The sequence below is a fragment of the Providencia sp. PROV200 genome (genome assembly GCF_049901995.1).
GTDB classification, from domain to species: domain Bacteria; phylum Pseudomonadota; class Gammaproteobacteria; order Enterobacterales; family Enterobacteriaceae; genus Providencia; species Providencia rettgeri_E.
The window spans coordinates 1,691,566-1,716,308 of record NZ_CP096307.1; the positions used below are offsets into that span (position 1 = coordinate 1,691,566).

The 24,743-nt window shown below is 36.1% G+C and carries 26 protein-coding genes, 4 tRNA genes and 1 pseudogene; 21 read left to right on the forward strand and 10 right to left on the reverse strand.

Going from position 1 to position 24,743, the window contains the following annotated elements:
• Window positions 1-189: 189 nt before the first annotated feature.
• The 10 genes from M1E86_RS07710 (at window position 190) to fabV (ending at window position 6,535) form a co-directional block, all read left to right on the forward strand.
• Entirely contained in the window at window positions 190-876 is a 687-nt protein-coding gene (locus M1E86_RS07710; protein ID WP_140170668.1) for a LuxR C-terminal-related transcriptional regulator, read from the forward strand.
• Window positions 843-2,675, forward strand: a complete 1,833-nt coding sequence (gene uvrC, locus M1E86_RS07715) for an excinuclease ABC subunit UvrC (protein ID WP_140170667.1) — start codon at window positions 843-845, stop codon at window positions 2,673-2,675. Before M1E86_RS07710 ends, uvrC begins: the two co-directional genes overlap by 34 nt.
• Window positions 2,676-2,732: 57 nt before the next feature.
• Window positions 2,733-3,281 (forward strand): CDP-diacylglycerol--glycerol-3-phosphate 3-phosphatidyltransferase, encoded by a 549-nt coding sequence (gene pgsA, locus M1E86_RS07720; RefSeq protein WP_125890883.1) that lies wholly within the window; start codon window positions 2,733-2,735, stop codon window positions 3,279-3,281.
• Between the two features lie 165 nt (window positions 3,282-3,446).
• Window positions 3,447-3,522 (forward strand) — tRNA-Gly (locus M1E86_RS07725).
• Window positions 3,523-3,545: 23 nt separating this feature from the next.
• Window positions 3,546-3,619: transfer RNA gene (locus M1E86_RS07730), tRNA-Cys, on the forward strand.
• A gap of 6 nt (window positions 3,620-3,625) precedes the next feature.
• Window positions 3,626-3,712 (forward strand) — tRNA-Leu (locus M1E86_RS07735).
• Window positions 3,713-3,832: 120 nt separating this feature from the next.
• Window positions 3,833-3,919 (forward strand) — tRNA-Leu (locus M1E86_RS07740).
• 267 nt (window positions 3,920-4,186) lie between these two features.
• On the forward strand, window positions 4,187-4,342 hold the full coding sequence (locus M1E86_RS07745; protein WP_125890884.1) for an MbeCy: 156 nt from the start codon (window positions 4,187-4,189) through the stop codon (window positions 4,340-4,342).
• A gap of 114 nt (window positions 4,343-4,456) precedes the next feature.
• Window positions 4,457-5,017 (forward strand): hypothetical protein, encoded by a 561-nt coding sequence (locus tag M1E86_RS07750; protein WP_140170666.1) that lies wholly within the window; start codon window positions 4,457-4,459, stop codon window positions 5,015-5,017.
• Window positions 5,018-5,335: 318 nt separating this feature from the next.
• The gene (gene fabV / locus M1E86_RS07755; RefSeq protein ID WP_125890886.1) at window positions 5,336-6,535 is read left to right on the forward strand and encodes an enoyl-ACP reductase FabV; all 1,200 of its coding nucleotides are present in this window, start codon (window positions 5,336-5,338) and stop codon (window positions 6,533-6,535) included.
• Window positions 6,536-6,636: 101 nt separating this feature from the next.
• Here fabV and M1E86_RS07760 read toward each other — a convergent pair whose 3' ends face one another.
• Window positions 6,637-7,194, reverse strand: coding sequence for a toxin-antitoxin system YwqK family antitoxin (locus tag M1E86_RS07760; protein ID WP_125890887.1), 558 nt, complete (start codon window positions 7,192-7,194; stop codon window positions 6,637-6,639).
• Between the two features lie 221 nt (window positions 7,195-7,415).
• Between M1E86_RS07760 and M1E86_RS07765 the strand changes: the two genes are divergently transcribed.
• Both M1E86_RS07765 and M1E86_RS07770 read left to right on the forward strand, forming a co-directional pair.
• Complete coding sequence (locus M1E86_RS07765; protein WP_213913305.1) at window positions 7,416-8,621, forward strand: nicotinamide mononucleotide deamidase-related protein YfaY; 1,206 nt, start codon at window positions 7,416-7,418, stop codon at window positions 8,619-8,621.
• Between the two features lie 6 nt (window positions 8,622-8,627).
• Window positions 8,628-9,401, forward strand: coding sequence for a nucleotidyltransferase domain-containing protein (locus M1E86_RS07770; protein WP_319861800.1), 774 nt, complete (start codon window positions 8,628-8,630; stop codon window positions 9,399-9,401).
• A 5-nt stretch (window positions 9,402-9,406) separates the two neighbouring features.
• Here the strand turns inward: M1E86_RS07770 and M1E86_RS07775 are convergent, their stop codons facing one another.
• Window positions 9,407-9,838, reverse strand: coding sequence for a hypothetical protein (locus M1E86_RS07775; RefSeq protein ID WP_213913303.1), 432 nt, complete (start codon window positions 9,836-9,838; stop codon window positions 9,407-9,409).
• Window positions 9,839-9,975: 137 nt separating this feature from the next.
• Complete coding sequence (locus M1E86_RS07780; RefSeq protein WP_213913302.1) at window positions 9,976-10,401, reverse strand: universal stress protein; 426 nt, start codon at window positions 10,399-10,401, stop codon at window positions 9,976-9,978.
• 326 nt (window positions 10,402-10,727) lie between these two features.
• Between M1E86_RS07780 and M1E86_RS07785 the strand changes: the two genes are divergently transcribed.
• Window positions 10,728-10,934 (forward strand): ParD-like family protein, encoded by a 207-nt coding sequence (locus M1E86_RS07785; protein WP_004910200.1) that lies wholly within the window; start codon window positions 10,728-10,730, stop codon window positions 10,932-10,934.
• Window positions 10,927-11,697, forward strand: a complete 771-nt coding sequence (map, locus tag M1E86_RS07790) for a type I methionyl aminopeptidase (RefSeq protein ID WP_213913301.1) — start codon at window positions 10,927-10,929, stop codon at window positions 11,695-11,697. Before M1E86_RS07785 ends, map begins: the two co-directional genes overlap by 8 nt.
• 66 nt (window positions 11,698-11,763) lie before the next feature.
• Here the strand turns inward: map and M1E86_RS07795 are convergent, their stop codons facing one another.
• Complete coding sequence (locus tag M1E86_RS07795; protein WP_213913300.1) at window positions 11,764-12,153, reverse strand: carboxymuconolactone decarboxylase family protein; 390 nt, start codon at window positions 12,151-12,153, stop codon at window positions 11,764-11,766.
• A 47-nt stretch (window positions 12,154-12,200) separates the two neighbouring features.
• Between M1E86_RS07795 and M1E86_RS07800 the strand changes: the two genes are divergently transcribed.
• Window positions 12,201-12,845, forward strand: coding sequence for a PLP-dependent aminotransferase family protein (locus M1E86_RS07800; RefSeq protein ID WP_336432236.1), 645 nt, complete (start codon window positions 12,201-12,203; stop codon window positions 12,843-12,845).
• 320 nt (window positions 12,846-13,165) lie between these two features.
• The gene (locus M1E86_RS07805; protein WP_125890895.1) at window positions 13,166-14,449 is read left to right on the forward strand and encodes a dicarboxylate/amino acid:cation symporter; all 1,284 of its coding nucleotides are present in this window, start codon (window positions 13,166-13,168) and stop codon (window positions 14,447-14,449) included.
• Window positions 14,450-14,535: 86 nt separating this feature from the next.
• Here M1E86_RS07805 and M1E86_RS07810 read toward each other — a convergent pair whose 3' ends face one another.
• Window positions 14,536-15,420 (reverse strand): LysR substrate-binding domain-containing protein, encoded by an 885-nt coding sequence (locus tag M1E86_RS07810; RefSeq protein WP_125890896.1) that lies wholly within the window; start codon window positions 15,418-15,420, stop codon window positions 14,536-14,538.
• A gap of 121 nt (window positions 15,421-15,541) precedes the next feature.
• On the opposite strand from M1E86_RS07810, the gene M1E86_RS07815 reads away from it, so the two are divergent.
• Window positions 15,542-16,270 carry an aspartate/glutamate racemase family protein gene (locus tag M1E86_RS07815; protein ID WP_125890897.1) on the forward strand — a complete coding sequence of 243 codons (729 nt, stop codon included), beginning with the start codon at window positions 15,542-15,544 and terminating at the stop codon, window positions 16,268-16,270.
• Window positions 16,271-16,535: 265 nt separating this feature from the next.
• Entirely contained in the window at window positions 16,536-17,480 is a 945-nt protein-coding gene (locus M1E86_RS07820; protein WP_004263460.1) for an SPFH domain-containing protein, read from the forward strand.
• Between the two features lie 162 nt (window positions 17,481-17,642).
• Here M1E86_RS07820 and M1E86_RS07825 read toward each other — a convergent pair whose 3' ends face one another.
• Entirely contained in the window at window positions 17,643-18,386 is a 744-nt protein-coding gene (locus tag M1E86_RS07825) for an ankyrin repeat domain-containing protein (RefSeq protein WP_213913297.1), read from the reverse strand.
• Between the two features lie 138 nt (window positions 18,387-18,524).
• Here M1E86_RS07825 and M1E86_RS07830 point away from each other — a divergent pair.
• Window positions 18,525-19,115, forward strand: a pseudogene (locus M1E86_RS07830) (hypothetical protein); the annotation flags it as partial.
• Between the two features lie 52 nt (window positions 19,116-19,167).
• Here M1E86_RS07830 and M1E86_RS07835 read toward each other — a convergent pair.
• Genes M1E86_RS07835 through M1E86_RS07845 form a run of 3 tightly spaced genes read right to left on the reverse strand, consistent with a single transcriptional unit; the run spans window position 19,168 to window position 21,192 of the window.
• On the reverse strand, window positions 19,168-20,424 hold the full coding sequence (locus M1E86_RS07835) for a PTS ascorbate transporter subunit IIC (protein ID WP_036958647.1): 1,257 nt from the start codon (window positions 20,422-20,424) through the stop codon (window positions 19,168-19,170).
• An 11-nt stretch (window positions 20,425-20,435) separates the two neighbouring features.
• Window positions 20,436-20,723, reverse strand: a complete 288-nt coding sequence (locus M1E86_RS07840) for a PTS sugar transporter subunit IIB (RefSeq protein WP_004910231.1) — start codon at window positions 20,721-20,723, stop codon at window positions 20,436-20,438.
• A gap of 22 nt (window positions 20,724-20,745) precedes the next feature.
• On the reverse strand, window positions 20,746-21,192 hold the full coding sequence (locus tag M1E86_RS07845; protein ID WP_213913296.1) for a PTS sugar transporter subunit IIA: 447 nt from the start codon (window positions 21,190-21,192) through the stop codon (window positions 20,746-20,748).
• Between the two features lie 359 nt (window positions 21,193-21,551).
• On the opposite strand from M1E86_RS07845, the gene M1E86_RS07850 reads away from it, so the two are divergent.
• Together M1E86_RS07850 and M1E86_RS07855 are read left to right on the forward strand one after the other, a co-directional pair.
• Window positions 21,552-22,586 (forward strand): LacI family DNA-binding transcriptional regulator, encoded by a 1,035-nt coding sequence (locus tag M1E86_RS07850; RefSeq protein ID WP_125890899.1) that lies wholly within the window; start codon window positions 21,552-21,554, stop codon window positions 22,584-22,586.
• 255 nt (window positions 22,587-22,841) lie between these two features.
• On the forward strand, window positions 22,842-23,678 hold the full coding sequence (locus M1E86_RS07855) for an endonuclease/exonuclease/phosphatase family protein (RefSeq protein WP_426099331.1): 837 nt from the start codon (window positions 22,842-22,844) through the stop codon (window positions 23,676-23,678).
• A 127-nt stretch (window positions 23,679-23,805) separates the two neighbouring features.
• Here M1E86_RS07855 and M1E86_RS07860 read toward each other — a convergent pair whose 3' ends face one another.
• A complete protein-coding gene (locus M1E86_RS07860; protein WP_125890901.1) occupies window positions 23,806-24,093 on the reverse strand; it encodes a hypothetical protein in 288 nt (95 codons plus the stop codon).
• Between the last annotated feature and the right edge of the window lie 650 nt (window positions 24,094-24,743).

Below are 24,743 nucleotides of genomic sequence, written 5' to 3' on the forward strand. Positions count from 1 at the left end.
TTTTATTTTTAATATAAAGACCACCCGATAAGGTGGTCTTTAATTATTAATAACAATGAATCATTCTTTTAAATTATAATTTAATGTTATTTTTAATGAAACAAAGATAAATAAAAAAGTGTATATAAATTTTTTATTTATTCATTTATTATTTTTGCAATTAATTTTAAAGTCCAATAGGTGAATTAATTGATTAATATAATAATAATTGATGATAATAAAATTGCAATTCGTGGTTTTGAGGCATTTTTTTCACGTCACATACGCTATAAAGTTGTTGCTTCTTTTCCATCAGTAGAGCATGTGGTTACATGGAATCGATGCCAAAAAGCAAATATGATTTTAATCAGTAGTGATAGTTTTCGTTATGACTCACTAAAAACCATACAAACACTTCGCCGAACTCAACCGGATGTCGGGATCATTATTTACAATGTCAGAAATAATCCTTCGTTTTTTTTAAAAGCGTTAGATATCGGTATTTTCGGTTTACTTAGCATCAATGTGACAGAAGAGGACATCATTGAAGCTATCCAAATAGTGAGTGCTAAGCGGCGGATAATATCTCCAGATATTGCCCAAGATCTTGCTCTTCAGCGGTTAACTTGTAGTAATCAACAAGATTTATATGATTTATTATCGGGACGTGAGTTAGAAATTATGTTGATGATCACTCAGGGAATGCCTATCAAACAGGTGGCAGAGTCACTTTCCTTAAGCCCTAAAACAGTCAATACCTATCGATATCGAATGTTTAGTAAACTTAATATCTGTAGTGATGTAGAATTAACTCATATAGCCATCAGTTATGGTTTAATTACAGCAAAACAGGGTTTATTCGCGTGTCAGAACAGTTCGAACCAAAAGCTTTCTTAAAAACAGTGACTAATCAACCTGGTGTATACCGCATGTATGACGCTGGGGAAACGGTTATTTATGTAGGAAAAGCAAAGGATCTCAAAAAGCGCTTATCAAGTTATTTTCGTGAAAATGTGGGGAGCCGCAAAACAGAGCAGTTGGTTAAGCAAATCGCCTCTATTGATGTGACGGTGACTCATACTGAAACAGAAGCGCTATTACTTGAACACAACTATATTAAGTTGTACCAACCACGTTATAACGTATTGTTACGCGACGATAAATCGTATCCTTATCTATTTTTAAGCAGTGAAGCACACCCTAGAATTTCGATGCATCGAGGGGCTAAACATGCGAAAGGTGAGTACTTTGGCCCCTTCCCAAGCTCTTATGCGGTGAGGGAAACATTAGCATTAATGCAGAAGTTATTTCCGATACGTCAATGTGAAGATAGCATGTATCGAAATCGCTCAAGGCCTTGTTTACAATATCAAATTGGCCGTTGCTTAGGCCCCTGTGTTAACGGTTTAGTTTCTGATGAAGACTATAATCAACAAGTTGAATATGTTCGTTTATTTTTAACTGGAAAAGACAAACAAGTTTTAGCTGGTTTAGTTGAACGTATGGAAAAGGCGAGTTTAGAGCTACGTTTTGAAGATGCAGCCCGCTTTAGAGATCAAATTCAAGCAGTCAGGGCAGTTACCGAGGAGCAATATGTATCGGGTGACAGCGATGATCTGGACGTTATTGGTGTTTCTTTTGAATCGGGCCTTGCTTGTGTGCATGTACTTTTCATTCGCCAAGGAAAAGTACTTGGAAGTCGCAGTTATTTCCCCAAAATTCCAACAGATACACAGCTTGAGGAAGTGGTTCAAACCTTTTTAGGTCAGTTTTATTTGCAAGGAAGTGAAAATAGAACGTTACCTGGCGAAATATTATTAGATTTTGCATTAACAGAAAAAGAATTATTAGCTGAGTCTCTTTCTGAGGTCGCTGGGCGTAAAATTAATATTCAAAGTCAGCCTCGTGGTGTGAGAGCTCGTTACTTAAAATTAGCGAGAACGAATGCATCAATTGCACTTTCAACTAAATTAGCACAACACTCGACAGTACAACAGCGCATGGAAGCACTTGCTAAAGTGGTTCATTTAGAAAATATCAACCGTATGGAGTGTTTTGATATTTCACATACGATGGGGGAGCAAACCGTCGCTTCTTGTGTTGTATTTGATAAATCGGGTCCAGTTAAATCTGAATATCGTCGTTATAACATTACTGGTATCACTCCTGGTGATGATTACGCAGCTATGCACCAAGTTTTAACGCGTCGATATGGTAAACATATTGATGAAAGCAAAGTTCCTGACATTATCTTTATCGATGGAGGAAAAGGCCAATTAGGGCAGGCAACGGATGTATTTAATTCACTTGACGTTGATTGGGATAAAAAACACCCATTGTTAATTGGTGTTGCTAAAGGTAGTGACCGGAAAGCGGGGCTTGAAACGTTATTTTTAAAGCCTGAAGGAGAAGGTTTTTCATTGCCCCCTGATTCGCCAGCTTTGCATGTAATACAGCACATCCGAGATGAGTCGCATAATCATGCGATTACGGGACATCGACAACGACGAGCAAAAGTCAAAAGTACGAGTGCATTAGAGTCAATTGAGGGGGTTGGCCCGAAACGTCGGCAGATGTTGCTAAAATATATGGGCGGGTTACAACCTTTACGTAATGCAAGTATAGAAGAAATCGCAAAGGTGCCCTCGATCTCATACGCCCTTGCAGAAAAGATTTATAATGCATTGAAACAGTGAGTGTCTTAGGGCAACATATTCATAATATCCAACTTGGTCAAAAAGTTAGTGAGCGTGATGAAATTAAACATACCAACGTGGTTGACATTATTTCGCGTCATCCTAATACCGTTTTTTGTATTAGCCTTTTATCTCCCTACCGCTTGGGGGCCGTTTGCATGTGCGCTTATTTTTGTTATTGCAGCGGTAACTGATTGGTTTGATGGGTTTTTAGCAAGGTTGTGGAAGCAAACTACAAAGTTTGGTGCTTTTTTAGATCCTGTTGCTGATAAAGTTATGGTCGCAACAGCGCTAGTGTTAGTCACAGAAAGTTATGATGTTTGGTATGTAACGTTACCTGCAGCAACTATGATTGCACGTGAAATCATTATTTCGTCTTTACGTGAATGGATGGCAGAGATAGGTAAACGCAGCAGTGTGGCGGTTTCTTGGATTGGTAAATTTAAAACAACGGCTCAAATGATGTCATTAGTCGGTTTATTGTGGCGTCCAACACCATTAATTGAAAACCTTTCAATTGCACTAATGTATGTTGCGGCTATCTTAACATTTTGGTCAATGTTCCAATATTTAAAGGCAGCATGGGGCGATTTGAGCGAAGCGTGATCGAAATGATTGAAAAAACAGCGAACGATCCAATTATTTCAATATTTGTATTGACTCGATAGGTGAAATCAGTAGAATGCAACGCATCGAACGGCAACATGGTTTACGAAAATAAATAAGTAAATCAGCCAGTTTGAAAGCATAAGCTGAAAAGTGAAGCTTAATGCGGGAATAGCTCAGTTGGTAGAGCACGACCTTGCCAAGGTCGGGGTCGCGAGTTCGAGTCTCGTTTCCCGCTCCAAATTTCGAAAGAAATTCGGACAAGGCGCGTTAGCAAAGCGGTTATGCACCGGATTGCAAATCCGTGTAGCTCGGTTCGACTCCGGGACGCGCCTCCAAATTTAGCCCAGGTGGTGAAATCGGTAGACACAAGGGATTTAAAATCCCTCGGCCTTTAGGCTGTGCGGGTTCAAGTCCCGCCCTGGGCACCAATTTGAAGTAATTAAACGCTATTAAGTGTTTAAGTTTGCTAATCAAAGTGTATTTTATAGAATGCATGGGTTAGCTGGGTAAGTTAATAATTTGCCCAAATTTTAGAGAAAGACAATTTAGCCCAGGTGGTGAAATCGGTAGACACAAGGGATTTAAAATCCCTCGGCCTTTAGGCTGTGCGGGTTCAAGTCCCGCCCTGGGCACCATCTAAATTTCCAATCAGCTATGATTTGAAATTAGCAATTAGCCACCTAAAGGTGGTTTTTTTGTGTCTAATTTCCTTAAAGTGTTTTGTATCCGCTCAATTAATGTCAATTCCTAGTAGTATTTCTTATTTTTATTCAATGGCTTATTAAAAAGCAAAACGTTTTTTTATTATGTCAATTAACGCGTAATTCGTGTAAAAAACCGTAAGTCAGACCGTTCCGTTAGTGTTTTATGTCACTATTCTGGTTCTTGAAGAGGAACGGGCTATGTCTAACATGAAAACTGAAGTTGTAGTTGTACGATTAACTAAACATGAACGAGCATTATTAGATACAGTAAAAACAAAACCTTTATTGGCTGACTGGTTGAAGGAAATTGCTATGGCAGAGGTTAAGCAACAGGAAAATAAAAAGAGTAGTTAATTATGCAGAAATCAATCGAGTCATTTAATGTGATGATAGAAAAGTTAATTTTTTGATTAATTATTCGTTTTTGATAGTATCAAATTAGATGACTTAATTGGAATTTGAGAAGTGATGATAAAAGGACTTTTGTTTACGTTAATACTCGTACTTGTGTCTGGTTGTACAACGAAAAAACTGGATGCCCCTTATGGTTTTAGGTGGGGGCAAACCCCCGAACAGATACGTAAATTGCATTTAAAAGAATTACAATGTACTGAATTCCAAGAGGGAGGTGCATTATGTTCATCAACGGACTCCCCTCAAATAGCAAATAAGCTGTTTTTATTGATGTTTTCCCGGGAAAAAAATACGTTAATGCTAGTTTCTTCCCAAGGAAAAGTGAGTCGAGACCAATCAGTCATTTTGGCTGAGTATGATGCAATTAACCAGAAAATGTTTGAAGTTTATGGTTTACCAAAGCAAACAATCGAACGCTATAAACGGGATGTTTATTTCTTAGATAAGATATCGGATGACGAAACAACGCCATTTAAGCGAGTCTATGAAAAAGATGGCATGCAGATTATGGTCGGTATTGTTAGTAATGCCCATTTTCGCAAAATTCACGATAGAAAAGACATTGTTTACTCAGTGATGGTTATCCATAATTTAATACCAACTAAGCCACAATAAGCAGCTATTAAGCTGCTTTACACTCGTTAATGCTATTTGTTCTTTCATTTGGCAATGCGTTTTCATCTATTGTTTTGTCTCTAGATGCGCTCTTGGCTTTGTTAGGCAATCAGCCCAGAGGAAAAATAATTAACTTGAATCGATAATTAGATTCATGACGACGTGTTATTGAAGCTATTAATGATTTTAAATGAGCAATTAATGGGAAAATCATCAATAAACTGGTCTGTTCTCCTTATTTATTGTCACACTGTCTTAAGTAAATGGATAATATCAGGTATATTAGAGCCTGATTGTTAGCTACCAAGAAAAAATACTATGATTATCAAACCTAAAATTCGTGGTTTTATCTGCACTACAGCTCACCCAGCAGGCTGTGAAGCCAATGTGCGTGAGCAAATTGCCTACGTGAAATCACGTGGCGAACTGAAAAATGGCCCTAAGAAAGTTTTAGTTATTGGTGCATCCACCGGTTACGGTCTTGCCTCTCGTATCAATGCTGCATTTGGCAGTGGTGCGGCTACCATCGGTGTATTTTTTGAAAAGCCAGGCAGTGAAGGTAAAACAGGCTCTGCGGGTTGGTACAATTCTGCAGGTTTTGACAAGGCAGCAAAAGAAGAAGGCCTGTATGCAAAAAGCATTAATGGTGATGCTTTTTCTGATGAATGTCGTCAAACCGTTATTGATTTAATTAAACAAGATTTAGGCCAAATTGATTTAGTTGTTTATTCACTGGCCTCTCCAGTGCGTAAAATGCCTGAAACTGGCGAAATTGTACGCTCGGCCTTGAAACCTATTGGCGAGCCGTATAAATCTGTTGCGTTGGATACCAACAAAGATGTGCTGATTGAAGCTGTTGTTGAACCCGCAAACGAACAAGAAATTGCAGATACAGTAAAAGTCATGGGCGGCCAAGACTGGGAGCTGTGGATGAACGCATTAGATGAAGCCGGTGTTTTAGCCGATAATGCACAATCTGTAGCTTATTCTTATATTGGTACGGACTTAACATGGCCAATTTATTGGCATGGTACATTAGGTAAAGCGAAAGAAGATTTGGACCGTGCGGCTTATGCAATCAACCAAAAATTGCAAGCTAAGGGTGGAGCCGCTTATGTTGCGGTATTAAAATCCGTCGTAACTCAAGCCTCTTCTGCAATTCCGGTGATGCCTTTATATATCTCTATTGTATTTAAAATTATGAAAGAGAAAGGGATCCATGAAGGTTGTATTGAACAAATTCAGCGCTTATTTGCCACTAAATTATTCAATGGCTCAGTACCAGATACTGATGAAAAACATCGTCTACGCTTAGATGATTGGGAATTGCGTGATGACGTACAAAATACGTGTCGTGAAATTTGGCAGCAGCTGAATGATAATAACATCAATGAGCTAACGGATTACCAAGGTTATAAAGCTGAGTTTCTCCGTTTGTTTGGCTTCGGCTTAAATGGTGTCGATTATGATGCAGATCTCAGCGGTGAAGTAAATTTTGAAGTGAAAGAGCTGATTTAGTCATATTAAGCACGATTTTAAATTTCTTAGAGACCCGCTATTTGCGGGTTTCTATTTTTAACTATCTTTGTAAATCACATGTTTTTGTCTTGTTAGCTGAATTATTGTAATACGATAATTTCACCATCACGGATCACGGCTTTAGAAATAACAGTTCCATTTTCATCAAATTCGGTGACTGTGCCAACGAGATCGCCATTTTTAAATGTACCAGTAATGTTTGGTTTATTACTCGGAGTGTCGTGATAAATTTTAAATGGTCCCGATAGTTTACCTTGTAGCGCAGTGAATTCGGTATCGATACGGCCACTTTCATGGTAGTTACGGATAGTTCCATTTACATTACAATTTTTAAGTTGAATTTGGGATTCAGGCTTGCCATTTTCATAGTAGGTCTTGATATATTTATCAAAGCATCCTTTAGATACCCATGTTTTAAATTTTGGCTGACCATTATCGAACTCAGTCTCAAATGCTCCTTCAGAAAGGCCTTTCGGAGCCTCTATGGTCGGAAACTCTATCTTTTTTAATTCACTTAACTCCCCAAATTTCGAATCTGAGTTTGAATTGGAATTTGTTAAGCTTCCAAGTTGACATCCAGAAACAAATAAAACTAAAGAAAGTAATGCAATAGATTTAATTGGTTTTAGCTTGAACATGTAGCACCTATTATTGCTGTAAAAAAAATAATGGATTCAATTGCATATAAAACTATAGCCTTTTTATGACTGTATATTGTGAGAATCATCCTAAACTACTTATTTTAATAAGCTATAAACGATTTTTAGGGCGTGGTAAGTGAATAAATATTGATGTTAGTCATCTTGATAATAAGGTAGTTTAGTAAGTTAATGCGATTTGTATAATCAGGGAGTCATGAATGTTAGTTGTTGAAATGTTGAGTACCGGTGATGAAGTTTTGCACGGACAAATAATTGATACAAATGCAGCTTGGTTGGCAGACTGTTTTTTTCAACAAGGTCTCTCTTTGAGTAAGCGAACCACTGTTGGCGATAATTTAGAAAGCTTAGTCGCTACTTTTCTTGAACGTAGTTTGTCTGCAGATGTTCTGATAGTAAATGGCGGACTTGGGCCAACGAGTGATGATTTAAGTGCTTTGGCTGCGGCTAAAGCTGCGGGAGTTCCATTAGTTGAGCATTTGCAGTGGATTGAAGTTATGGAGCGTTATTTTATTGCTAGAGGGCGAGTTATGCCTGAAACAAATCGCAAACAAGCACTACTTCCCGCCAATGCTGAATTAATTGATAACCCTGTAGGGACGGCTTGTGGCTTTTCCTTAGTTTTGAATGATTGTCTGATTTTTTTTACTCCAGGGGTTCCTTCTGAGTTCAAAGTCATGGTAAATGACCAAATTTTGCCTAGGTTACGTGCACGTTTTACTTTGCCAGAGCCGCCAATTTGTTTACGCCTAACGAGTTTTGGCCGCAGCGAAAGTAGTCTTGCGAAGCAATTTGATAGCTTACCTTTACCTGAAAATTGTGTTTTAGGTTACCGTTCTTCAATGCCTATTATTGAATTAAAATTAACAGGCCCTGCGTCACAAAAAGAGTTGATGGAGAGGGGGTGGCAACTCGTGAAGCAAGGAGTAGGGGATAATTTGATATTTGAAGGTACTGAAGGTTTAGCTCAAAAAATTGGAAAATCCCTAAAAGAAAAGAAATTACACGTAGTCGTTAGTGAACAATTTAGTGCAGGGTTGTTAAGTTGGACATTAAATTCTACAGGAATAGTCATGTCTTCCAGCCAAATCCTATCACTTGATGCGGGACAAACATTAGAAACCCTTGTGCAAAGAGCTCAAAAAATAGCGGCTAATCATCCGTTATCTATTGCTTTAGTCGTTGGTGAATATCATGAGCAATATTTAAACGTTGTATTATCAACACCAGATAAGTGTTATGCGCAAAGAATTCACTATTTACCAAACAACCATTCACAGAAAGAAAAGCAAGAAGTCAGTGTAATGTTAATATTAGATATGCTGTCTCGTTGGTTAAATGGTCGAGAGGTTATTGGCTATTACGAATGGTTAGTACAAACTGAAACACTTATCCTTGAGAGTTAGCAGGTTATGAAGTTAAACGATTATGAGTATATTCCTGTTCTTGAAGAGAAACCGTTTCAATCGGAATTTAAGTTAATAATAACAGAATCTATTAATTGGCTTAGGTGCATATTAAAAGAAAAACTCCATAGCGTTTATGTGTATGGCAGTGTGGCAAAAGGCTGTGCAAAGCCACAACAATCAGATTTAGACCTGTGTATTATACTGTGTGATGGTCTTACTCAATTAGAGGCTACCAAACTTAATGAATTACAAATTCAATTAATGATTAAGCACACCGAAGTCAGCAAAATTGATTTTGATATTGGTATCATTACGGATGTGATGAGTGAGGCTAATTTATATAGTTGGGGGTATTGGATTAAGCATCACTGCCGTTGCATTTATGGGGATGATTTAGCAACATGTTTTAACCAATTTACCCCTTCACGAGCAATAGCCGAAGCCGTTAATGGTGATTTTGTTGATGTGCTTAATGCTTATATCGACCAAATCAATAATTGTAATGATGATGCTGAGTTAAAGTTATTATATCGGGCGGCATCGAGAAAGCTCATTCGTTCGACTGATATTTTACGTTGGAAAAATGATAATGACTGGCCAGATACATTATCTGAATATGCACAAAAATTCGTTCAACGTTATCCAGAACGAAAAAATGAAATAAATTATTTTTTATGTCAAAGTTTACAGCCTTTTGTTGATGTGCAATTCTTGGAACATTTAGTCCAGTTTATCTGCTGGTTGGATGTTGAACATTCTAATATTATTAATAAATGAGCCAATTATGGCTCATCGGGTTGTAGTGTATCAATGATATAATTAATACTTGAAATTCCGCTCTTGCAAGCTTTGTCTTTTAAAACAGTCGGCGTTTTATCAATGGCCATTTTTACTGAAGATAACTGTTCGGTGTAGGTTTGCGCTCCAATAATCTCTGGATTATTATGTAAGTATTCAATAACTCCATCGACTTTTTGATAAAACTGGTCACATGAGTCGCCATCCATTTTTAAAGTTTTTAGCTCATTAAGAGAATTTGGAATAAGCTGTTTCGTTTGCTGCTGTATTTGCTCGACATACTTCCCTGACTTTACTTGCTCAACTATAGTCATTACCTGGTTTTTCATGTTAAAAAATGAGGTAATAGCGATAATTAAAGCGACAGCTAGAATAATATTGATGCTAATACTGATCCAAAGTAAGTATTTTTTCATTACATTCCTTGAGTGAAAAATAAATCTGTAATATCAATATATAGTCTAATTACGTGATTAACACTTATATATAAGATTAACACGAAAAAAAAGGTAACCGAACAATAGGCTACCTAGATTATCATAATTGATAACGCCTATCGCACAGTCAAAACAGAAATTTTTGAATTTTGAATAACCATTGATGCTGTCGAACCTAAAAAGTATGTGGACATGCCAGGGCGCTTTGAGCCAATAACGATTAAATCTGCAGAAATTTCTTCAGCAACACGTAAAATTTCATCTCTTGGTGTTCCCATTAAAACTTGTGCGCTGTACTTATCACTTGAAAGATTAAATTCTTTAATAATCTCCGCGAGTTGCCTTGTAACGTTATCTTGTTCACTATCCGCTTTTTCAGCAAAACCAAATCCCATTGTGGTATAGAAAGGGATAGTAGGGATAATTGCTAAAAAATGAATATGTGCTTTTTCATATTCTGCAAGGTATTGAATATGAGTCATAACTAAATGTGATAAGCTTTTTTCTGTTATATCAATAGGAACTAAAATTTTATTATACATGTTTTTCTCCAGCTTTTATTTATTGAGTTCATGTAGTAATCGGGTCGTTAGTTTATAAAGAGTAGGGTTGTTAAATCAGTAGATGGCTGAGTCAATCAAAATAATGTTAACTGACACATAGGAATTACACGCCTCGGGTTTCATCATAGCGGATCAACAACATAAATACTTTGACAGCGGATTTAACTTAAGAAACTTAATGGTGATATCTATAGGCTGCTTTTCATGCGCTTTGTGCTATGCAAAACTTGAGTGCTTTGAATCATCTTCTTCCTGTTATATGATCTATACATGGTTTGTATACATATCATATTGTTGAGGTTGCTTTGGGGATCGTAAAAATTTCAGATGAACTGCATGATTATCTACGCCATGCGAGCCAGGTTATGTCCCGTTCGATTAATTCACAGGCAGAATTTTGGATTAAAATTGGTATGCAAGCTGAACTAAACCCGAATAAGACATTTACTATGTTAATCAATGAAATGTTAGAGAAAGAGTCAATTGAATTAAAAGGAAAGGTTCATGAATAATATTACAATTAAAACAGCAGAAGAAATTGAACTAATGCGTGAGTCTGGACGACTTTTAGCTAGTGTTTTTAAGATGTTGGATTCATTTATTGTACCGGGTATTTCTACAATGGAGATTAATGATAAAGTTGAAAACTATATCATTAATGAATTACAAGCAAGGCCTGCGAGTAAAGGCCAATATGGCTACCAATATGTTTTGAATACATCGTTGAATGAAGTCGTTTGCCATGGTGTTCCAAAAACAGATGAAATTTTAAAAGTAAAAGACATCATTAATGTTGACATTACGCTAGAGAAAAATGGTTTTATTGCTGATTCAAGTAAAATGTATGTGATGCCTGAAGCTTCACCACTGGCACGTAAATTGGTCAAAGATACTTATGCTGCTATGTGGGAAGGCATAAAGCAAGTTAAACCAGGCGCAACGCTAGGTGATATTGGTTCTGCTATTCAACATTATGCGGAATCTAAAGGTTATAGTGTTGTGCGCGAATATTGTGGGCATGGTATTGGCCGTGAAATGCATGAAGATCCGCAAGTTCTTCATTATGGAGTACGAGGGAAAGGGGTTGAATTAAAAGAAGGGATGACATTTACGATAGAGCCAATGATTAACCAAGGTGGGATGAAAATAAAAACAAAGAAAGATGGCTGGACGGTCGTAACGAGAGATAAAAAATTATCAGCTCAATCCGAACATACGGTATTAGTCACTAAAGATGGATACGAAGTTTTAACATTACGTGATGAAGAAAAATAGCGTTAAAAATAGACTTTATAAGCTTGTTACCATAAAGGTAACAGGCTTTTTTTAGATTAATTTTTACTATTGTCTCAATGCTATTGCTATACGGTTAAAGGCACTCATTAAACCAATAGCGATAGTTAAATCAGAAATTTGTTCATCAGAAAAATGGTGTTTTAATTCATTAAAGAGAGCATCTGATGTACCACTGGTAGCTATATTAACGACAGCTTCGGTCCAAGCTAATGTAGCGCGCTCTAATGAATTAAAATGATGACTAACCTGCCAGCCAGCGAGAGTATCAATTTTTTTGTTACTGACACCATTTGAACGTAATGAGCTTGCATGCATATCTAGACAAAATGCACAGCCATTGATTTGTGAAACTCTTAAATAAACAAGCTCTATTAGTTCTTTGCCTAACCCGCTTTTATCCAATGCATTTTTGCAATCAATAAGCCCCCAGCGCAAATTTTGCGCTGGTTACACCGAGACATCAAAGCCCAACAAATGCTGTTTTGTCATTAGAAAGAAGGTTGTCATTACTTGAGTGGGCGCATAAACAAGGTAGCTGGATTATTGAAGATGACTATGATGGTGAATTTCATTATCAAGGAAGACCTTTGCCCGCATTAAAGAGCTTAGATAGCCAAGAACGTGTTGTTTATTGTGGCACATTTAGTAAAACATTATTTCCTGCCTTACGTCTCTCTTATATTGTGGTTCCACCATCTGCGATTGAGCGCTTTAAGTCTACTGCGAATATTTTAGGTAATCAATGCTCAGTATGGCAACAGCAAGCCACTAGCCAGTTTATTAATGATGGGCATTTTTTACGACATTTACGAAAGATGCGTAATTTATATCGTCAACGGAAATATTTTCTTATAGAAGCCATTTCGGAGGTACTGCCTAATATATTTGAAATTCAACCTCAAAGTGGAGGAATGCATATTTTAGTTAAGTTGGTCAATGGTAAATCTGCTGGAGACTATGTGAAGTTGGCAAACGAATATGGGCTAAAAATAGAGTCTTTGAATGAATGGTCGATAAAGAATAAGGTATCACCATTTTTATTATTGGGATTCACCAATATCAAAAGTAAATTAGAGGCCGTAAGCCTTTGTGATCAGTTAAGGATAATTGATAGTAAACTTTTCTAATTTAATTATAGTGCTAATTATTTTTTGTCAGTTGAATTTTATAAGTATTGATGATTTATAATTAAATAAATTAGAAGTTTAAAAAACATTGTAATTTATAAAAAATACACATGGACTAAAATCAGTTATATTTAAGATAAATAATGATATCTTATTGTATTTAAATGAAATCAATAGCTATGCATTTTTTGCATGGCTTTTCGCCCATTTGCATTTCTCTTTAAGTTAAAAAAATGTAACTATCGGCTTCAGGCTCAAGAGTCGCATCCAATAAAGGGTTATAGTTTATTTCTATAACGATAAATAAAATAGGGGTACGAATGAACAGACATAAACTTATGAAACAAATAATGATAGCTATAGTTTTAGGTATCATATTAGGTTGGGGTTGTCATAATTATGCTGCATCAGTAGAGGAAGCAAAAGATATTGCATCTTATATGAATATAATTACTGATGTTTTTTTACGTCTAATTAAGATGATCATAGCACCATTAGTATTTGCGACAATAGTTTCAGGAATTGTCTCCATGGGTGGTTCCTCATCTGTGGGTAGTATTACTATAAAAGCCATGGTTTGGTTTATTTCAGCAGCAGTAATTTCATTATTAATAGGGATGGTTTTTGTTAATGTATTCCAACTAGGCGTTGGGTTAAATTTAACTGTTCCAGCAGTTGCTGTGGATAGTGGTTTAAATACATCTGGATTTACATTAAAAGCATTTATTACACATATTTTCCCGAAAAGTTTTACAGAAGCGATGGCAAATAATGAGATTCTACAAATATTAGTTTTCTCGATTTTCTTTGGCTCAGCTCTCGCATATATTTGCAAAGATAAAAAAAGTCCGATCGTCACATTAATCGAAGATTTATCACGTATTATGTTCCGTATTACTGACTATGTGATGAGTTTCGCGCCAATTGCAGTATTCGCCGCAATAGCCTCAGCAGTCACCGTTGAAGGTTTAGGGTTGCTTTATGATTATGGCAAACTTATAGGGCTTTTTTATGTAGCATTAGCGGTATTATGGGCGGTGTTATTCTTTGCTGGTTATGTTTTCTTAGGAAAATCTGTATTCAATTTAGGGAAACTTATTCGAGAACCTGTTGCACTCGCATTTGCGACTGCAAGTAGTGAGTCTGCATATCCAAAAACAATGGAAGCTTTGAATCAGTATGGTGTACCTAAAAAGGTGACCAGTTTTGTATTACCTCTGGGATACTCATTTAACCTTGATGGCTCAATGATGTATCAGTCTTTTGCCGTGTTATTTATTGCGAATGCTTACGGAATTGACCTGAGTATTACAGAACAAATTCTTATTCTTTTAACCTTAATGGTAACGAGTAAAGGGATGGCGGGCGTGGCTCGTGCTTCGATTGTTGTTGTTGCGGCAACGTTACCGATGTTTAGTTTGCCTGAAGCAGGTATATTATTATTACTTGCAATTGACCAATTCCTAGATATGGGAAGAACGGCAACAAATGTCGTTGGAAATAGTATTTCTACGGCCGTAATCTCACGTTTAGAAGAAAGAAAAGGGCGGGTTAATTTAGAGTCAGAAGTTGAACTAAATGATAATGTATCATCTACACTATAGTCGCATATACTATAGTTATTAATGTTAAACATACCCCTTCTTATAAAAATAGTTATAGAAGGGGTTTTTATTCAATATGAAACGCACTAAGTTGTTTGATTACGCATAAATTGCCAAAAGCGTTCTGACGATATATTTAGTCGAGCTTCAGTACGGTAAATATAAACTCCCATATTTATTGATAATTTAGGGTCGAGTATGGCCAGTTCATTTTTTTTAATTTCATTTCTAATTGAGTAATCAGGCAACCAGCCAACACCACTGCCATTTAATACCATACGTTTTAATACATCACTCATTGATGAAACAAATGAGAGCTCAAAGGGGAGGTTAGCTGATTTATTCATTAACTGATTAACTTGCCTTCCCATATAACTTTCATCAGTGTATTTCATTAAGGGCAGTATTGAGCCATCAAGAGTATAAATTGGTTTCTTCTCTTTATCACATAGAGAGACTAAGTGTAATTGACTATCTAATATTTTTGCATGTAAGAATGGTGATGACATCAGCTCTTCATTATAAAATGATAAAATAAAATCGCTTTGGCCTTCTTTTAGCTTATGAACAGCCTCATCGACATTTATTGATTCAACAAAGAAAATTTTGTCGATATTTTTAGAGAACTGAGATATAAAATCAGGAAGTAAAAATACAGAAAGTGAATGAGCTGCCGAAATATTTACCCTCTGTTTGTCATTATCAACTCCTTTAATTCTATTTATTTGGAAGTAAATATCATCAAGTAAATTTCTTGCATAAACAATAAAGCTTTTTCCCTGCGGTGTGAGTTGTAGTGGGTTAGTATTTCTATCGAATATTTCAAAACCAACTGAAGACTCAATGGACTGAATTCTTCGACTAAAAGATGATTGAGATATATTTCTTTTTTCTGCCGCCAATGTAAAACTACGGCACTCTTCTAGTACAACAATATCGTGCAACCATTTAATTTCAAGATTACTGATCATTGCGTCCTCTAATGATTATAATTATTAATTTTGCTATGCAAATTTAGCATAACTTATAGAAACTCTGCAATTACGAAAGGAAAACATTATGTCATGATATCATCAATTTGAAGGAGGTATTATGAAAAAAATATTAGGTATGTTAGGGGGAATGGGGCCCAGCGCAACTGCAGATGCTTTTTCAAAACTCATTAGTCATACAGATGCAAAAAATGACCAAGAACATATACCTGTTATTATTGCGTCAATACCTGATATTCCAGATAGAACGGAAAATATTATTTATAACGGCCCATCGCCACTGCCTGCAATGATAGCATCCCTTAAAATACTGGAGAGTGCGGGAGTGTCTTGTATTATTATGCCCTGTAATACAGCACATTTTTGGTATGAAGATTTAATCAAAGAAACACAGGTTCATTTTATTAGTATTATAAATGCTGCATGTAATAAAATTTTTAAAGATAATGTGAAAGAAGTCGCTTTATTAGCGACGACAGCGACTATTCAGACAAGATTATATCAAAATAAACTGAGTTTACATGGAGTTGAATGTATTGAGCCTGATGAAATAAATCAATATAAAATAATGCAAAGTATTATTGCATATAAATCAGGTGATTTTAATAAATCAAAAGAGCTTATTTATCCATATATAAATAAATTAAGGTCAATAGGTGTTAATAAATTTGTTATGGGCTGTACGGAAATCCCGTTAATATTAGAAGAATTATCTAGAGATTACCCCGAGCAATTTATAGATGCAACAGAAGCATTAATAAATGAAGCCATTGATTGGTATAGTTATAGTGATGAGATTAAAGAGGCTGGGGCTAATCAGTTAAGTTAATTAGATGGTTTAATCGGGCCTGCACTAGGGAATTTAATAATTATTAAAACTAATACTCATTACATAATGAAAGTATAAGCATATGTAAAAATTACATGTGTATTTTTTACGTATGCATTAGGTAAGTGAAAAGCGATGCTAATTTGAACGTTTTCAGTTATTGAGCAGTTAAAATTTAGGAATATTAGACTTGTAGTTAGAAAATAAGTAGTGACAATAGACGGCTTATTATAATGACTAACTACTGTTTGATAGGGATTAACTCATGCAATTTAAATCAATGATTAAATTGGTTGTCGGTGCTGCATTACTTCTCGTTATTGGCCTCGTTGGTATTAACTCATACACCATTGTACAGGATGGCTCGGTTAAGGTGGGGACATTTTTAGGAAAAGTCGACCCAGTTGCTTATGATGCAGGTTTACATTTTCCAATTAATCCGTTTACAACATTTGATACGTATTCAACAAAAGATATTCGAGTATCTCTAAAAGAGTTAAGAGTACCTTCGCAAGATAAATTAAAATCTATTGTTGATATTACGGTAATGCTTCAGTTTGATGGTGCGAAAGCGCCTGTATTACGTATTAATGGGGGAACAGAAAGCGAAGCTTTGGATAAATATGTACGTCAAAAACTGATCTCAACGATTTTAGAATTTGGTAAAGATGTTGCTAATGCTCAAGATCTTTATACTGCGGATACACAGAGAAAATTACAAGAATCTATTCGTGATGCTATTCAAGGGTATGCTTCCCCTTATGGCTATACAATAAAAGAAATTATGATCCAAGATATTACTTTGCCTGAAGTTGTACAAGAGCAAGTAGTTAATACTAAAATGCGTCAAGAGCAAATTAACCAAGCAAAAGCTGAGGCTGAAAAAGAACGTGAATTAGCTCAGAAAAAGGTTGTTATTGCTGAAGCGGAAAGAGAGTCTGCTGAACAACAAGCCATCGCTAGAGAGCGTAACGCACAAGCAAGTTCATTTGCTATGCGCCAAGAAGCTGATGCAAAATTGTATGCTGCACAGAAGGAAGCTGAAGCGAATGCGATATTGCAACGTACTATTACCCGTGAAATGATCAATTGGAAACAGTTAGAAATTGAACAAATCAAAGCCCATAAATATAAAGGTGAGGTACCTAATATTGTTGTTGGTGCAGACTACGATGGTAAAATGATTATGGATATGCGTAATAGCCAGTAATTTTAATGAATAAGAATAACTGCATTTAAAATCAGTTTTATTAATCTTTAAGTGAAAATATAAAGTTTAGCACTTTTATTCGCTGTTTAAATAGCCTGATTTCGATATCGAACTGGGATCAGGCTATTTAATTTAAGAGGGTACAGCCAATGTTCACATAAATTAATTACAAGATGGTTTACCGGTACGATGATTTAGTGCGCCATTATCAATAAGTAATTTTTGCATTTCTGGAAGATTGTTCTTACATGCATAAGTTAATGCACTTTGGTCATAAGAAAACATGGTTACATCATCAGTCGTTGTGCTTCGGTTAATATCTGCTCCTTGCGATAATAAATATTTAACTGTTTCCATTCTATTATTACTTGCGGCTATCATGACTAATGTTTCACCATCACTTTCAATTTGTTGATTATTCAAATCTACTTCATCTTTCATCAGTTGATGGACTTTTTTTACAACATTGACATTATTACCAAGTACTGCTGATTTCAGCACGTTATATACGTCACCCGTATCGGTTGCCCAAAGATTCGCATTTTGCGAGATAAGATAATCAACCATTGCTTCATCGCCAATAAAGGCAGCCCATCCCAGAGCCGTTTGGTCTAAGCTACCGGTGTCTTTGGCTTCGATATCTTGCCCTTTAGCGACCATCTGTTTTACTTTATCTAAATCTCCCTGTTTTACGGCATCAAACCATTCGGCATTGGCACCTTCACTAGGGCTTTCATAGAAAACTCTCCAAGGTAAGCGTTCTTTATTCGCGAGTTCGAGCATAGTCGTGTAATCTGTTTTAAAATGCCTATATTCTGGAGGGTTATTATTATTAACGACTTGGGCTTGAGATACTGCCCCAAAAGTAATTAATGAAAAAGCAAATATAACTTTTTTAATATTCATATTGAAACCTTATTAATATTTAGTTATGTATCAGTATTGAAAAATAAATGGTATAAAGCAATAAAAATCATGTTTATTCTATTTTATATGGTTATTCTGATTTGTATTATGCTTATTGATAGAGGTTATGTTATCAATTTAATTAATGGTTATAACAACCGCCAGCAAACAGAAGAAAATGAAGCTATTGCTATTGGTACAGCATACCAGCGAGCACAGCTATTGAGTACAGATGATAGAAGTAAAGCCTCACAGCTTATTCAACAATATTGGAAGCTCGGATTGAGTTTTTTAAGTCGGGTATCAGTGACGAAAATAACCAATGGTTGATGACTTCTTTGGAGAAGCAAAGCCAGTTGTGGGGAAATAGCGGTAAAAGAAGCAAGTCAAACACCAAACCCAATTGTGGCTTCTGTATTAAGTGCATTTAGTGGCCTTTATCTTTCTCAGCAAAAGACGATGGCAAGTTGGCGACACCAAATTCCAAATGCCACTTGGTTTTTACTGATCTTTTTTGCTATCTGTTCAAATACTCTTAATGGCTACAATATACGCGGAACAAAAGGGAAAAATGGCTTGATACTCATATTGCCGTCATTAACCACGTTGGCGCTATTTATGATTGCTGAAATTGATGTTCCTGGTGAAGGTATGATCCACGTGACACCGGATGATTTGATTTTATTACAGGAATTCTTATTTAGGGATGGTGTTTGGTTGGGAAAGTAGTGTAGCTGTAAAAAAACTCCCCGCTAGCAAATTTGCCATGGGGAGTTCTGTTTTAGCGGACGATAATGCCTAATAAAATTCCGATTGCGCCAAAGTCAGCGTCACTGAATGTAGTATTAGCAATACCAATATCCCCAAGAACAGGTAACAGGAATACGGGTAGGAAGGTAATCAATAGTCCTTGAGCGAATGCACCCAAGATAGCGCCACGACGACCGCCTGTTGCGTTACCAAACACACCCGCAGCTGCACCTACGAAGAAATGGGGGACAACGCCTGGAATAATAACCGTCATATTTAATGCATATAGAACGAACATTCCCAAAACACCCGCAGCAAAACTACTTAAAAATCCGACTAATACTGCGTTTGGTGCATATGGGAAGACCACTGGGCAGTCTAAAGCAGGTTTTGCGTTAGGGACTAATTTGTCAGAAATACCTTTAAATGCAGGGACGATTTCTGCAATAACCATACGCACACCTTGCAGAATAATGTATACGCCCGCAGCAAATGTAATAGATTGCATTAATGAGAACATGAACCAATTCTTACCACCACTGACTTCACGAACGAAGTCACCGCCTGCAAACAAGCATGTGATGATAAAAATAATGAACATGGTGAAAGAGATAGCGACAGGTGTATCTCTTAGAAATAGCAGGCTCTTCGGGACATTCATGTCTTCTGTTGAATGTTCTTTATTACCGAATTTGCTGCCGATGAAGCCCGCTAGGACATACGAAATTGTTGAAAAATGGCCAATCGCAACATCATCTGAACCCGTCACTTTTTTCATGTAAGGGTGGGCAATGGCAGGGAAAAACACCATACAAAAACCAACAATCAGTGAGCCAACAGTCACTAACAGTGTACCTTCCATTCCTGCAGTAGCTAAGATAACCGCAATCATCATGGACATGAATAAAGTATGATGACCTGTGAGGAAAATAAATTTCCATGGGGTTAAACGAGCAATCAAAATATTGATTAGCATCGCAAAAAACATAATCATTGCCATTTCACGGCCGAAGCTTTTTTGTGCAATAGAAACAATAGCTTCGTTATTTGGTACCACACCATTAATACCAAAAGCATGTTGGAAAATAGCTGAAAAATCACCTAACGAGCTGACAACTAATCCCGCACCAGCACCTAAGATCACAAAACCCATGATGGTTTTGATGGTGCCTTTAATACATTCAGTTACTGGTTTTTTCTGCGCGATCAAACCAATAAGTGCGATTAAACCCACAAGAATGGCTGGCTCAGATAAAACATCCTGCATCAGAAAACGAAAAAATGACATAGTGCCTCCGCTTACATTGCACCAAGTTTTTGTAAAGCAACAGTCAGGCGTTCTTTCATTGCTACTTTATCAATCATATTTTCGAGAGCAACGATTTCGCCACCAACTTGTTGTGCAACTAATTGTTCTGCAATATCGCTTGTCCCAACAAAGATGTCACTCACAGTGCCTTTTGCTGATCCTAAATCGACATGGTCAACATCAGCGCTAACTTGTAAATCTTTCAAGATATTTTTGATGCTCATTTCCATCATCAGACTGGTACCTAAACCATTCCCACAAACAACAGTAATTTTCATAATGTTTACCTTAATATTGAGTTTATTCGTATTTAGCGATGATTTTTAGAATGTCATCGACGTTTTCTGATTGCATGATGTTATCTACATCTTCTTGGTTATCAAATAGTTCAGCTAATTTTGCGATAGCACCAATATGGCTATTGCTATCAGTTGCTGCCAATACAATTAACAACCGGATTGGGTCATTGCCTTCGGAACCAAATTCAACACCTTGCTTGATAACGGTTAGTCCAAGAGATAATTGGTTTACTCCGTCTTCTGGGCGCGCGTGAGGCATGGCAATACCGGGGCCTAATACATAATAAGGGCCGATTTTTTCGTGTGATTGAATTATTGCATCAATATATCTCGGTTCGATGAATTTATTATTAATTAATGGATTACAGGCGATTTTTATCGCTTCTTGCCAATCACTGGCACTGTCAACAACTTGAATGACGCTAGGGGCCAGTAATGTCGTTAGCATTGGGTTGCTCCTGGTAGAGTGAAATTATTATCTTTGTAATGGTTGAATGAATAGTAGTGCTCTATGGTAGCGCTATCTAGTTGAATCTTTCATTTTCGTGATAGCGCTATCATTTTGAGAAAATATAGCGAACAAATATGAAATGAGTACACTTGTCGGCTGATTAACAAATTCAACCTGTGGTAAGTTAATTGAGTTGGCGTTTTTTACTGTTTTTTAGATCTAATATAATGATATTGGCTATCTTTTAGTGTATTTAATTGAAAAAACGATAAAAAGTAAAAATACAGGGACAATGGTTACCAAAGATCCGCGTATCTTAGGGTTAATAATCAGCTTAGGCTAAGTAAAAGTATTACATGCAAAAATTACGAAAAAGAAAAAATACAGGGCGAGTCACATTGCAGGATGTCGCAAAATACGCAGGTGTTGGATCCATGACGGTATCTAGGGCTTTGCGTACACCTGAATTAGTATCTGATAAGCTACGAGAAAAAATTAATGCTGCAGTTGAAGAGCTTGGTTATATACCTAATTCTGCGGCAGGTATTTTAGCTTCAGGTCAAAGCCGTACAGTTGCTGTTTTAATTCCGTCTTTGCGTGATCATGCTAGTTCAGTTTTTCTGCAATCTTTACAGGAAGCTCTGAACAAAAATAGTTATCAAGTTGTTATTGGTAGTCATGATTACCAGCAGAAAAAAGAGTCTGAAGTCTTATCGACACTGTTGCAGAGCACCCCGGCTGCCTTGATCATTTTTGGGGCGATAAATTCAGAAAATGTGCTTAATTATCTAAAAAATTTAGATATTCCAGTTGTCAGTGTTGCAGGGGAGTCCAATCATCCAGTCACGTTGAACATCAAAAGCAATGTTGGAGATGCTGTCAGCTTTTTAACCAACTATATGTTACAAAAAGGATATAAGAAGATAGGCTATATTGGTGCTCAAATGGACAGCAAAATGCAAAGTCAGCAACTCAGTGGCTGGAACCGAGCGATGCTGACGTATAACCAAAGTGCAGACCAAAGTATTACAACTCCGTATGTGGCAACGATGGATTTTGGTCGTCAGGCAATTAGTGAGATGTTGACCCGTCAACCAGAACTCGAAGCTGTGATTTGTAGCCATGAAATGATTGCACTTGGTGTCATTTTTGAGTGCCAGAGGCGTTTAATTCAGATACCTAAAATGTTAGCGATTGCTTGCGTCGAAGGTTCTTCTAATTGTGATCATATCCATCCATCACTGACTTCAGTACGGATTGATTACAGTAAAATGGCTCGAGAGACAGCGAAAAGATTACAAAAATGGCTTGCTGATGCCGATTGTGATTTTATCGAACGTAAAGAAGGTGTTGTTTTCCCTTATAAATTTGAAGCAAGACAAAGTGCATAAAATTTAATTTTTATATTGGTCACATTTTTTTTGAATATTTTGCTTATCTTTAGCGCCTAATGGTGTGGTAACTCACTACTTTGATGGTTAAAAATGGTTTTTTTTTCTCTCAAAATAAGATTGTCGGTTTGGTCACTATATCTTTTTTATTCTCTGTTAATGTATGAAAACTGCAAGTTGATGAATTCAGGTTAGCTAGAATTTCATTTGATACTTGCATTATTTTGTCATATTGGACATTAACAGGGGAAAATAATGAAATTACTGAAAATAGCTATTTCTGGCGCAATTTTAGTTTCTTGTGGTGCAATGGCAACGATGACGGGTTCTGAAATTCTGAAGGTGCAGGACGGGGGAACACCGAATAAAGTTTATATTTCAGACAAACCTACCATTAAAGTAGCCACTTATAACATTGGTAAAAATGAGTTGGCATCAGATGTCAGTAATTTTGATGGACTGAATACAGCGATTGCAAAAATAGATGCAGATGTGATTGTTTTAACTGAAGTTGATAACAAAACAACCCGCAGTAAAAAAGTTCACCAGCTAGAAGAAATAGCTAAAGCCAATAAGATGGATTTTGTTTTTGGTAAGGCTTTGGATTTTGATGGGGGGCAATATGGTGTCGGAATTTTATCGAAATATAAAATCGATAAATCTAAAGTGATTAATTTACCCTCTGGTGATGCAGAGCAACGTGTTGTATTAATATCTCAGATATCAAAACCAGGCTTCGATACGCCAATTATTGTAATGGGTACACACCTTGATTGGCAGAAAGATCCAACCATTCGCATTGGGCAGGTTCGTCATATTTTAGATGCGAGTATTGGGGATACGGATACGGGATTTGATAATATTGCAGCCTCAATAAAAATATTAGCGGGAGATTTTAATTCAACAGCTAATGAACAGCCTATCCAAGAAATTCGTTATATGTGGAACCCAGTTGAGTTAAAAGGTGTTGATTATCGTAGTTGGCCAGCTGTGAACCCAGCCATTGATATTGACCATATTTTTACATTTAAAGGCCAAGTTTGGGATGTGAAAAAAATGGAAATTCCAACGGATAGTAAAGAGTTTCAATGATCTAATGTTAGTGACCACCTACCTATAATTGCGGAATTAGAGCTACAAGAGCAATAAACACTTAACAGAAAAATTTTTGATAAAAGGCCTCATTTAGTTTGAAGGCCTTTCCAACTGTAATGATAAGTTAATTGGCTAGTATTTTTTTCCTTTCAATATAGCGTTTTTCAGCTATGCCTAAATAATACTCAACTGTTGAATATATTTTTTGGTGCTGTTCAGTCAATTGTTGTGATGTATCTAATGTCGCACTCATTTGCTGTTTAAAAACGGTAAGAAAACTTTGTATGCTATCGAAATGACCGACGATATTAGTATAGTAAAATTGGTATACATAAGATTCCTGAGAGTGGCTTAACTCGGTGTTATTTTTGATGTTATTAGTTGCAAGTAATAGTAATTGAATATTTGTCATGGTTTACCCTTTTCTTTGGGAAGCAATGCTACATGAGATGGAAAAATTATTTTGTCAAATTTAGTCGGATAATTTTATATATTGGCTAAAAGAAGTAATTTTCCCTAGGAATAATCCGTAATTTGCATTGGTTGGATATATCGAAAATTGGATAAAAGTAGGTATATAGAGAAATCTAATGACAAATTACTATATAGATATTGTTAAATATTCTAATGTTTTTTGTGTTAGGTGACTGTCGTTAACCTTTTTTTATCAAAAAACAAACATTCTGTTAATTAAATTGGATTTAATTTTAATCTTATTAATCAAGTGATTGCGGTTTATTGTGCTTAAGTTAAAACTGTGATTTGGTTAATTTTCTCTAAAAAAAGAGACACAAGATAATCGCACGTTAAAAGGGAGAGGGGAGATATAATATAAATCAATGTTTTTTATATTGAATTGAATTTTAAGTATTTTCTTGTTTGGTTGAGTTGAAGTAGTCGAATGAGGAATTATTTTAAAATAAGGAATATATTATTAATTAATTTAAATTTACGCCTAAATTGAGTTAAAACGTGCATCAAATGAGTTAAATAATATTTAGACATGATTATTATTAAATTGAATTGTTTTATTACATGTTTTTGTTTTTTTTTGTTAAGTTA

Coding starts and splice junctions, on each gene's coding strand:
- M1E86_RS07860 (WP_125890901.1), bottom strand. CDS start 24,093: ATGACAAATATTCAATTACTATTACTTGCAACTAATAACATCAAAAAT.
- M1E86_RS07780 (WP_213913302.1), bottom strand. CDS start 10,401: ATGTATAATAAAATTTTAGTTCCTATTGATATAACAGAAAAAAGCTTA.
- M1E86_RS07845 (WP_213913296.1), bottom strand. CDS start 21,192: ATGCTAACGACATTACTGGCCCCTAGCGTCATTCAAGTTGTTGACAGT.
- M1E86_RS07855 (WP_426099331.1), top strand. CDS start 22,842: ATGAAATTACTGAAAATAGCTATTTCTGGCGCAATTTTAGTTTCTTGT.
- fabV (WP_125890886.1), top strand. CDS start 5,336: ATGATTATCAAACCTAAAATTCGTGGTTTTATCTGCACTACAGCTCAC.
- M1E86_RS07815 (WP_125890897.1), top strand. CDS start 15,542: ATGAAAAAAATATTAGGTATGTTAGGGGGAATGGGGCCCAGCGCAACT.
- M1E86_RS07805 (WP_125890895.1), top strand. CDS start 13,166: ATGAACAGACATAAACTTATGAAACAAATAATGATAGCTATAGTTTTA.
- M1E86_RS07810 (WP_125890896.1), bottom strand. CDS start 15,420: ATGATCAGTAATCTTGAAATTAAATGGTTGCACGATATTGTTGTACTA.
- map (WP_213913301.1), top strand. CDS start 10,927: ATGAATAATATTACAATTAAAACAGCAGAAGAAATTGAACTAATGCGT.
- M1E86_RS07820 (WP_004263460.1), top strand. CDS start 16,536: ATGCAATTTAAATCAATGATTAAATTGGTTGTCGGTGCTGCATTACTT.
- M1E86_RS07770 (WP_319861800.1), top strand. CDS start 8,628: ATGAAGTTAAACGATTATGAGTATATTCCTGTTCTTGAAGAGAAACCG.
- M1E86_RS07760 (WP_125890887.1), bottom strand. CDS start 7,194: ATGTTCAAGCTAAAACCAATTAAATCTATTGCATTACTTTCTTTAGTT.
- M1E86_RS07850 (WP_125890899.1), top strand. CDS start 21,552: ATGCAAAAATTACGAAAAAGAAAAAATACAGGGCGAGTCACATTGCAG.
- M1E86_RS07750 (WP_140170666.1), top strand. CDS start 4,457: ATGATAAAAGGACTTTTGTTTACGTTAATACTCGTACTTGTGTCTGGT.
- M1E86_RS07765 (WP_213913305.1), top strand. CDS start 7,416: ATGTTAGTTGTTGAAATGTTGAGTACCGGTGATGAAGTTTTGCACGGA.
- M1E86_RS07745 (WP_125890884.1), top strand. CDS start 4,187: ATGTCTAACATGAAAACTGAAGTTGTAGTTGTACGATTAACTAAACAT.
- M1E86_RS07840 (WP_004910231.1), bottom strand. CDS start 20,723: ATGAAAATTACTGTTGTTTGTGGGAATGGTTTAGGTACCAGTCTGATG.
- M1E86_RS07835 (WP_036958647.1), bottom strand. CDS start 20,424: ATGTCATTTTTTCGTTTTCTGATGCAGGATGTTTTATCTGAGCCAGCC.
- M1E86_RS07775 (WP_213913303.1), bottom strand. CDS start 9,838: ATGAAAAAATACTTACTTTGGATCAGTATTAGCATCAATATTATTCTA.
- M1E86_RS07825 (WP_213913297.1), bottom strand. CDS start 18,386: ATGAATATTAAAAAAGTTATATTTGCTTTTTCATTAATTACTTTTGGG.
- pgsA (WP_125890883.1), top strand. CDS start 2,733: ATGAAATTAAACATACCAACGTGGTTGACATTATTTCGCGTCATCCTA.